We start from the raw sequence: 8,739 nt of genomic DNA, 5'->3' as shown, positions 1-8,739 counted from the left end.
CGCACGCTCCAGCACCGCCAGGGCCTGCAGGTGGCCTGCCTGGAAGAGATCGCCTACCTGCAGGGCTTCATCGGCAAGGACCAGCTCATCGCCCGCGGCAAGCTCTTCGCCAAGACCGCCTACGGACAGAACCTCCTCAAACTCGCACAGGAAGACCAGACCGGCCGCCTCGTACGATGAGGCCCGCACGGGGCCGAAGCGGGCAGGGGCCTCCCCGAAGCGGGGAGGGTCGGGTATAGGAGCGAGAATGGACAACATCATTCGCCCCACCTTCGGCGCCCCACGCCGCACGGAACCAGCCGATCCCCGTCGCGTCCAGGTCCTGACCCAGCGCGTGTACGGCGAGGCCCATGGCTGCCGGGTCTGCCTCGTCCACGACGAAGGCGCACCGGAGGGCGATGTCTACAAGGTGGTGGTGGGGTTCCTGACGGACGACGAAGTCAGCACCGTGGCGATCCTCCCGGCTACTCCGGAGGGGGACACCGATTGCGAGATCGTCGCCCTGGCGATCCTGCGCACCCTCGGCATGATCGAGGCCCGCCTGGAACCGCCGGGCAGCGCCTGAGGCAGCGCGAATCGCCTCACGGGCGGGCGTTCAGATGTGGGCTTGCATCGGTCCGGAAAGCCATGCTATCGCCCCTGCACCGGAACGGACCGGGTCTCAACCGCTAGCCTCAGCAGCGCTCGAGACGAACGACCGGATCCTGCCTCGTGCCACGCGAGGATGTTGGGGGATAGTTTAACGGTAGAACAGTGGACTCTGACTCCTCTAGTCCAGGTTCGAATCCTGGTCCCCCAGCCACTGTCAGAACTAAGTCATTCCAGGCGTTGAACCTTTTGCTTAGCCGCCGTGCGGTCTGAGCCCCTTGCTACACACCGCTGCTACACAGGCCGTCCGCGCGGACGGCGGGAGCGCGGTTTGGGTTCGGTTGCCAACGTCGTCCAGCGCGGACGCACTTTCCACTTCCGACGCCGGGTTCCGGTCGACCTGCGGCGGCACCTCGGCCGCCACGAACTCGTGTGCAGCCTCGGCACGAAAGACATCCGCACTGCCAAGGTCAGAGCCTGTCGGCTATACGTGGCGGCGGAAGAGCTGTTCTCGACCCTGCGCGCCATGCCGATGCTGACCGACGACCAGCTTGCCCATCTCGTCCGTGACTTCTACGACACCATGCTGTCGGACGAGAACGCCGGCCGGCTCACCCGTGGACCGTTGCCCGAAGGCGTACGCGAAGCCCGGGTCACGCAGTACGCGACGATGGCCGCCAAGGGTCGCGAGGCGCTGGCCAGCAACCGTCTCGATGAGGCAGCCTTCATCGCCGAGATGATGCTGAGACGTCAGGGAATCGCAATCCAAGACCTGGCACCTGCGGAAGCAGTCAAAGCCAAGCAGGCAATGCTGCGCGCCGGCATCGACCTCTCGGAAGCGATGAAGGCCCGCTACGAGGGTGACTTCAACTACGTGCCGCGCGACAAGCTCCTGAAAGAAACTCTCGTCGAGCCGCACCCGAAGCACTGGCCGACGCCCGCGGCCACCCCAACAACGGCAGCGGACCTTGGAGCATCGCCACTTCGCAAGAAGGACAAGTCCGCTCCTGCACTCGAAATCGCCTTTCAGGACCGTGGAAAAATCTTCCGCGATCAACAGGTCCAGACGAAGCGCTGGGACAATCAGACGGCGGCGCAAGCTGGCGCCACCTATCGTCTGTTCGCGGACGTATGCGGCGACAAGCCTCTTGACGCTTACACGCGCAAGGATGCCGGGCGCTTCCGTGAACGCGTCGAGCGGCTGCCTAGCGATTATGGCAAGCATCCGCGCTACCGCGGCCTGAGCGTCGAGGCGATCCTGGCCATCTACACGGCCCTGCCGAAGGGCTCGGGTGTCGGGGTCATCACGCAGAAGACTATCAAGCGCCACTTCTCCGCCCTGTCCACCCTCTGGACGGCAGCGGTGGCGGAGGGCGACGCGGGCGAGAACATCTTCTCCGGCCACCGCTTCGCCGCCACTCGCAAGGCGAGCGAGCAGCGCGACATGTGGGAGCGGGCCGAGCTCGTTCGTCTATTTGCAACGCCGGTCTGGACGGGCTGTGTGTCACCGACCCGGCGCACAACGCCAGGCGGCCTCATCGTGCGGGACGAAAAGTTCTGGCTGCCCCTGATCGCTGTGTTCTCCGGCATGCGTCAGGAGGAAATCTGCCAACTGCACGTCGAGGACATTCGGCAGGACGCGGACGTCTGGTTCATCGACATCAATGACCGGCCTCCGCGCAAGGTGAAGAACGCGACTGCCGTGCGCCGCGTGCCGATCCACTCTGAACTGATCCGCTTGGGCTTACTCGCTCACGTCGACAAACAGCGGCGCATTCGACAGTCCCGGGTTTTCCCCGGCTTGGAGCGTGGCGGAGCCGACGAACGGCTCGGCCATGCCTTCACTAAGTGGTTCACTCGCTACCGCCGTGACGTCGGGGTCTACCGGGTCGGACTCGACTTCCACTCGTTCCGGCACACCGCGACGACGCTGATGCATCAAGCTGGCGTGGTGCCATCGGTGATCGACCACGTCACGGGCCACGCGACGGCGGGCGAAACGGCGCGCTACACCAAACGCTCGACCCTGCCGCAACTGCAGACCGCTATCGAGACGATCGCGATTGGGGTGGATCTGTCCAAACTCCACATTACAGTGCCGAAGTAGAACGCGGCAGAAGGCTTCACCCGGGACGGGGACGAAGCAACGAATCAGCGCCGACGTCCGCCTCGGAGCGGTTCCGGCGGCGTCGCGCCTTCATCCGGCGCGACGAACAACTCGCCGAGCGGGACAGCCAGCGCCTCCGCGACCTTGTCGAGTAGATCGACCGTCGGGTTCTCCGCCTGCCGCTCCAGCCCACCGAGATACGCCCGGTCCACGCCCGCGTCCGCTGCCAACCGCTCCTGGCTTAAACCCTGTGCCACACGCACACGGCGTAGGTTCCACGCCACCAATGCCCGACCCTTCATGAACGAGGATCAGCAGCCAGCACGGTCTATCTAACCACTGGCTATAGCCACACCGTACCGCTACGCTCGTCCCACGGCAGGGTACGGTACGTGGCAAGCAGGATCACGATGCGGGTGCGTATTCACCGCGGCACGCGCGAGATTGGTGGCACTTGCGTCGAGCTGGAACACGACGGCGCCCGCCTGCTCCTCGACCTCGGCCTCCCCCTGGACGGCGACCCCGACGAAACGAGCCGCCCCCCGGCGATCGACGGACTGACCGGCGGTGGCGACCTCCTCGCACTCGTGCTCAGTCACGGCCACCGCGACCACGTCGGGCTGGCCCACCTCGCCGGCCCAGGCCTGCCCGTGGCGATGGGCGAAGCGACCCTTCGCATCCTGCGGGCAGCCGCCACCTTCGTTCCGGACAGCTACGTCCCCACCAACACGGTCACCTTCGCCAAAGGGCAGACGCTCACCTTCAGCCCGTTCGCGGTCACGCCAATCCTCATCGACCACTCGGCCTATGACGCCTACGCTCTCTTGGTGGAGGCCGGCGGGCAGCGGCTGCTGTACTCCGGTGACCTGCGCGCCCACGGCCGTAAGGCCGCATTGTTCGAGGGCCTCGTGCGTGATCCACCACGCGGGATCGACACGCTGCTGCTGGAGGGCTCGAGCCTCGGCCGCCTTGTCGACGACCGTACCTTCCCGAGCGAGGCGGAAATCGAGGACCGCTTCGTCGGCCTGTTCGGAGATACCGCTGGCATGGCGCTGGTGGCAGCATCTGCCCAGAACATCGACCGCGTCGGGTCACTCTACCGGGCGTGCAAGCGGACCGGCCGCATGCTGGTGCTCGACCTCTATGCCGCCGAGGTGCTGGCCGCGACCGGAAATCCCCGCATCCCACAATCCGAGTGGCCCGGCATCGCCGTGTTCGTGCCTCAGCACCAGCGTGTGCGGATCAAGCGCACTGGCCGCTTCGACCTGATCGAACGGCACGGAGCCAACCGCATCTACACCGAGCAACTGGCGGCCATGGCCCCACGCGCGGCGCTGCTGTTCCGCCACTCGCTACTGACCGACGTCGACCGCGCCGGGTGTCTGACGGGCGCGCGGGCGATCTGGTCGCAATGGGCCGGTTACCTCGACCAGCCGCGCGGGCAGGTGCTCGCTGGCGATCTCGCTGCACGCGGCATCCCGCTCAGCCGCGCCCACACCTCGGGCCATGCCAGCATCCCGGACCTGAAGCGCTTGGCCGCGGCAATCGCGCCGCGCCAACTCGTGCCGGTCCATACCTTCATGCCCGAGCGCTTCCCCGCTTTGTTCGGGCCAAACGTCACGATCAGAGAGGACGGACAGTGGTGGGACACGGCAGCATGAGCGGCACGAGCGAGGCGGAGACCGCGATTGGGGGCGGCACGACGGCGGTTCCGTACCGGAGCCTCGGGGAGCCGTTCCTCGCGGCGTTGGAGGCGTTGGCCCTTTCACCGGACGGAAACTGGTGGGCCGACGTGCTCGCCGACCCGGACCTGCTGCTGGCCGTGCGCGACCGCTCGCTCAACGTCTACCATCGCGGCGCCTCGCTGTTCCGGATCACCCCGGCGGGGGTGGGCATCGCCGCCGAGACGCACGCCAAGTATCTCGTGCGGCAGCGCCAAGCGCTGACGCGGCTCGGCCTGGACGGCAGCTTCGACCTCAACCCGGGCACTGCGGTATGGACACGCTACGAGGGACTCGGCACGCTAGCTGAGATGAAGCGGGCAGCCGCTGCACTTTCTGGGCTGGAGAAGACCGGAGTGCACGCGCTGGTGCAGGCCAGCCTCAACGTCGTCGACGTCGAGATCGCGCTGACCAGCACGCCGGCCGCAGCTGCTGCTGTCGAGCCGGACGGGGCGGAAGCGAACGCCGCGCTTCTCACTCCGGAGGCCGAGGCGCATTCGACCCCTGCCCAGCCCCGCCAGGATCGGCTCGACGTAGCGAGCCTGGAAGAGCGGGGCGTGCCAGGCGAGGCTTGGCTGGTGTTCCACGAGGCCAAGCTCGCTGCGAACTCTGGCCTTCGTTCGAAGGCGACCCCGGCGATTGTCGCGCAGGTCGCACGCTACCGAGCGAGCCTCACCGAGCAGGCGGAGCGCCTGGCGGCGGGATACCCTGCTCTTTGCCGCGATCTCGTCCGCCTCGACGCCCTGCGCAACGCGGTGCGCGCCGCACGCGGCCTCGACGCCGTAACGCCCCGCGATCCCCTCATAGCCGAAGTCGCCTCCGGTGCACGCCGGCTGCGGATCGACCCCGAGCCACGTCTCGTAGTGTTCGGCTTCGACGCGGACCAGCGCGACGGTGCGCTGCGGGCGATCACCGACGACCTGCGCGGCCGGCACGGGCTGCAGGTCTACGCGGTCGGCCGGCCCAATGGACGGACGAGTGCTGCCTTTCGCCGGCCGTCAGACTCAGTCTGAGGATTTCGGCTCGGGAGGGGGTGCGACCGCCGGCCGCAGAAGGAATCTGCGTCCAGCTGTAAATTCGCGGGGGGGCAACGGGAATACCTCTTCTCAGCTCCGCCGGAGCGTCCGCGAGACCCCTTCATCATGTCCAGCCTATCCCATCACGCTGCCCCGATCCGTCGCGCGCTGCACCTTCACCGGCCCATGCACTCGATCCCGACCTTGATGTGCCTCGGCGTCCTCCTGGCGATTTCGGTGACACCCATACAGGCGAACCCATCCTTCGAAGGGCATTATCAGGGGCGAGGCGAAGGTCGCCTTACCATCACAGTATCTTCGCTCGGTCAGGCAGGACCGGCGGTCACCTACTCGGTCGAGGCATTCACCGGCATCACCAACGCGTGTTCGGGCACCGTCTCAGGCGCTGCCCGCCGGATTGATACCGACACGTTGCGGCTCAGCTTGAAGGGAGACGAGGCAGCCTGCGAGCTCACTCTGCGCTTCGGTGCAGACCGTAAGCGCGTGCGGATGGAGGAGCAGGGCTGCGGCGATTTTCACGGACCTGCCTGTAGCTTCGACGGCGCGCTGACCCGCCGCTGACCGCAAGCCGTGTCGGTCCGCCGCCTCCGCGCGCCCGGACCACATGCCTTTCCTCTCTCCCCTTCGACGGACCACCCCCATGATGCGCGCGATCCTGCCGTTGTCCCTCGTTCTTGCCGTCTCTCCGGCTTGGGCAAACCCGCCGGTCGACGAGACCAAGACTGGCGGGTGTCTCGAACTCAAGATCGACGGGCGGCCTGCCCCCTGCAACCACGACTTCCGCCTCGTCGACGATGGCAAGGGCGAGGTGAACTTCGTCACCGGCTACCGGGAGGGCCAAGCGAAGCCGGAGATGGTGGTCAACTTCGCGACCGCCCAGGTCCCCAATATGGAGAACGCCTACGGCTACGCGCTCCGCCTAACCCACGTGACGCTAATGACGGTCGGTGCTCCCGACCAGCAGCGTCACTGGCCGGCCAAGGGCCTGTGCTTCCTGGTCAAGCCTAACCCGGTGCGGGCCGGCGCGAAGGCGCTGCATCAGGACGTCGTGGTGATGTGCTCCGCGACCCTGTCCGATGCCAGCGCACCCGTAAACCGGATCGATTGGAAGTTCGTGTTCTGAGGGGGAGGGAAGCTCACCATGAGCATGAGCACTCACGGCACGGACGCCGCCGTTCCGTGTTCCAACGATCCTCCCGGCAAGTTGCCCGCCCCGAGCGTCGGCATCTTCTGGGGCGTGCCGGACAGCGGGCGTATGGTGCTGGTCACAGACCACACGCCCCTAGCAGAGGCGGAACCCTATGGCGACTGCCTCACCCACCCGCGCGGGCACCACGAGGTCTGGGAGGCGTGGCGCCGACTCGGGGCGACGGCCCTGCGCCGCCGGGGCCTGCCGCCAGCCATCGCGGGTCACGAGTATGAAACGTTCCCCCGCGGGCGGGTGGTCTATATGCGCGGGCCAGCGCTGTTCACCCTCTACGCCGACCGACACCTACAGCGGCCGGAGTTGATCACGGATCTCATCCGTCTCTTTGGCCTCGACGGAGAGAGCCACGTCGTGCGCTCAGACGCGCACTACAGCACGTTTGCCTGATCCCGAGGACACGCACCATGCGCTGCAGGTCGGACGACTTCGTGGCCCTGTTGGTCGATGTCAGCAATCCCAGAAACCCAACGCCGGGGATGCTGCCGGCAATCTTCCGCGATATTGTCGAACGGCTCGACGCGGCTGAGCTCGCCTACGCGGTGGTCGGGCGCCTTGCCCTAACCCTGCACGAGCAGGCCCGCTTCGGCGAGCACGCGATCGTCGTCAAGCTCGCGCTTGAGGCCTCGGAGCCGAGTGCCGTGGAGATCCGAGCGCGCCGTTCATGAGCGGTCTGGTCACCTCGCGCCTTTGGCTCCAGTCCGACGCCGACGTCCTCGCGCCCATCCCTCTGCTGGCGCTCCCGACGGCCACCGAGGGGCTCGCCCTCCACGCCGCACACGCACTTGTTAGGCTTGCGCTCCGCTGCGATGGCTTCGATTAGGCCGAGTTTACCGGTGAGAAACCACTCTCCTGGAAAATGACGAAACCGAGCGACGACGCCAGTCCGGTGCACAGCACGCTCCTCAACGCCGTTTGGGCGCCGCCACCAGAAAGGGCGCAATGACGCCTCTGTGGGTCACGGGCTTGCCGCCAGCGCCTTCGCCGCGCAGGCCCGAACCCGGCTGGTGGGAACAATACGACGTGCTCATGCGCAACCCGCGCGAGGCGCTGAACGAGCTGCAAGCTCACCTCGCCGCGCAATTCGACATCCCCTTCTCGTGGGTTATCGCCGCTCCCGAGAGCTCCTTCGCCGTGCCGCCAGAAGCGAGCGCCACCGCGTGGCTCGTGCCCGAAGCTGACCGCGTCGTCGTCGCTGTCGACCTAAAGCAGCCCGCCTCACTGGTCGCCGAAATGTTGCTCCACCTCTGCGCGCACCTCACGCTCGGCCACGTTCGACCGGGCGATGCGCGGGGCCACTGGGATGCGCCGGCCTCGCTCTCGCCGACGCCCCATCGCCATTGGGATCGCGAGGCAGGGGCCTACGTCGACGCCCACTTCGCGCGTTCCGTGCGCCGCGTCTCGACGCTCGAGGAGTGCAGCCCGCGCGAGAAGGCGTGGCTCGTGCTGTTCGACCACATCGGGCGTATGGTCGGTCAGCAGCGCACGCTGCATTTGACGACGGAGGCCTACCAGGCCGCCGCCTACCAGCGGCAGGCCGCGCAGCGCCTTGTCGCGCAGCTCGATGAGTACGGCGGCGCGATGCTTTGCGACGGTGTCGGACTTGGGAAGACCTACGTCGCGACCACGGTCGCCGTTCATTACGCGAACCAGTGGTGGGATCAGCTCACCGATACGAAGCGTTCAGCGACAGACGACCCGTTCCGCATTACGGTACTCTCGCCCAACTCGGTTGTCAGCACCTGGCAGCGCGAGGCCATCGCACCACTCGCCGCGTACGGCGTACCGCTCGCCACCATCCGCGTCATCTCGCACTCGAAACTCTCGCGCATCGTACCGTCGAGCGACATCCTCACGCGCAGCCGCACGGCCATAAGCGACATGGAGCACTTGCTCCTGTCGGACCTCGTGGTTGCCGACGAGGCTCACAATTTTCGCTCCATCGGCGCGCGTCGCACCACGGTGCTGCGTGATCTTCTGCGCTGTCCGACGTCAGCACCTGTGGGACAGATTGAGGGTCTTCACGAACGGAGGATGGCTGGTTCATCGTAGCCCCTGAGGAGCGAAGATGAAGCAGACATC

Annotated in this window: 10 protein-coding genes, 1 tRNA gene and 1 pseudogene; 11 read left to right on the top strand and 1 reads right to left on the bottom strand. The window is 66.8% G+C overall.

Going from position 1 to position 8,739, the window contains the following annotated elements; genetic code table 11:
* From ASG51_RS15040 to ASG51_RS15025, 4 genes and pseudogenes are all read left to right on the top strand, one after another.
* A pseudogene (locus tag ASG51_RS15040) lies at window positions 1–180 on the top strand (glucose-1-phosphate thymidylyltransferase); the annotation flags it as partial.
* Between the two features lie 67 nt (window positions 181–247).
* Window positions 248–565 carry a hypothetical protein gene (locus ASG51_RS15035; RefSeq protein WP_056216461.1) on the top strand — a complete coding sequence of 106 codons (318 nt, stop codon included), beginning with the start codon at window positions 248–250 and terminating at the stop codon, window positions 563–565.
* A gap of 163 nt (window positions 566–728) precedes the next feature.
* Window positions 729–802: transfer RNA gene (locus tag ASG51_RS15030), tRNA-Gln, on the top strand.
* A gap of 117 nt (window positions 803–919) precedes the next feature.
* Window positions 920–2,695 (top strand): site-specific integrase, encoded by a 1,776-nt coding sequence (locus ASG51_RS15025; protein ID WP_056381694.1) that lies wholly within the window; start codon window positions 920–922, stop codon window positions 2,693–2,695.
* 44 nt (window positions 2,696–2,739) lie between these two features.
* On the opposite strand, the gene ASG51_RS15020 is transcribed toward ASG51_RS15025, so the two are convergent.
* A complete protein-coding gene (locus tag ASG51_RS15020) occupies window positions 2,740–2,997 on the bottom strand; it encodes a helix-turn-helix transcriptional regulator (protein WP_056381692.1) in 258 nt (85 codons plus the stop codon).
* Window positions 2,998–3,105: 108 nt separating this feature from the next.
* Between ASG51_RS15020 and ASG51_RS15015 the strand changes: the two genes are divergently transcribed.
* The 7 genes from ASG51_RS15015 to ASG51_RS14985 all read left to right on the top strand — a co-directional run bounded on the left by ASG51_RS15015 (window position 3,106) and on the right by ASG51_RS14985 (window position 8,709).
* The gene (locus ASG51_RS15015) at window positions 3,106–4,356 is read left to right on the top strand and encodes an MBL fold metallo-hydrolase (protein WP_056381690.1); all 1,251 of its coding nucleotides are present in this window, start codon (window positions 3,106–3,108) and stop codon (window positions 4,354–4,356) included.
* A complete protein-coding gene (locus tag ASG51_RS15010; protein WP_156389733.1) occupies window positions 4,353–5,429 on the top strand; it encodes a hypothetical protein in 1,077 nt (358 codons plus the stop codon). The genes ASG51_RS15015 and ASG51_RS15010 overlap by 4 nt, the downstream gene beginning before the upstream one ends.
* 129 nt (window positions 5,430–5,558) lie before the next feature.
* Window positions 5,559–6,014, top strand: a complete 456-nt coding sequence (locus ASG51_RS15005; protein WP_210168767.1) for a hypothetical protein — start codon at window positions 5,559–5,561, stop codon at window positions 6,012–6,014.
* Between the two features lie 79 nt (window positions 6,015–6,093).
* Window positions 6,094–6,576, top strand: coding sequence for a hypothetical protein (locus ASG51_RS15000; protein ID WP_056381685.1), 483 nt, complete (start codon window positions 6,094–6,096; stop codon window positions 6,574–6,576).
* A gap of 18 nt (window positions 6,577–6,594) precedes the next feature.
* Window positions 6,595–7,047, top strand: coding sequence for a hypothetical protein (locus ASG51_RS14995; protein ID WP_244480161.1), 453 nt, complete (start codon window positions 6,595–6,597; stop codon window positions 7,045–7,047).
* Window positions 7,048–7,088: 41 nt separating this feature from the next.
* Entirely contained in the window at window positions 7,089–7,325 is a 237-nt protein-coding gene (locus ASG51_RS14990) for a hypothetical protein (RefSeq protein WP_200941351.1), read from the top strand.
* A 361-nt stretch (window positions 7,326–7,686) separates the two neighbouring features.
* Window positions 7,687–8,709 (top strand): hypothetical protein, encoded by a 1,023-nt coding sequence (locus tag ASG51_RS14985; RefSeq protein WP_162245244.1) that lies wholly within the window; start codon window positions 7,687–7,689, stop codon window positions 8,707–8,709.
* Window positions 8,710–8,739 lie beyond the last annotated feature (30 nt).

The sequence above is a fragment of the Methylobacterium sp. Leaf465 genome (assembly GCF_001424705.1).
In the GTDB taxonomy this organism is placed as follows: Bacteria; Pseudomonadota; Alphaproteobacteria; order Rhizobiales; family Beijerinckiaceae; genus Methylobacterium.
This window is presented reverse-complemented; position numbering and strand designations above follow the sequence as displayed.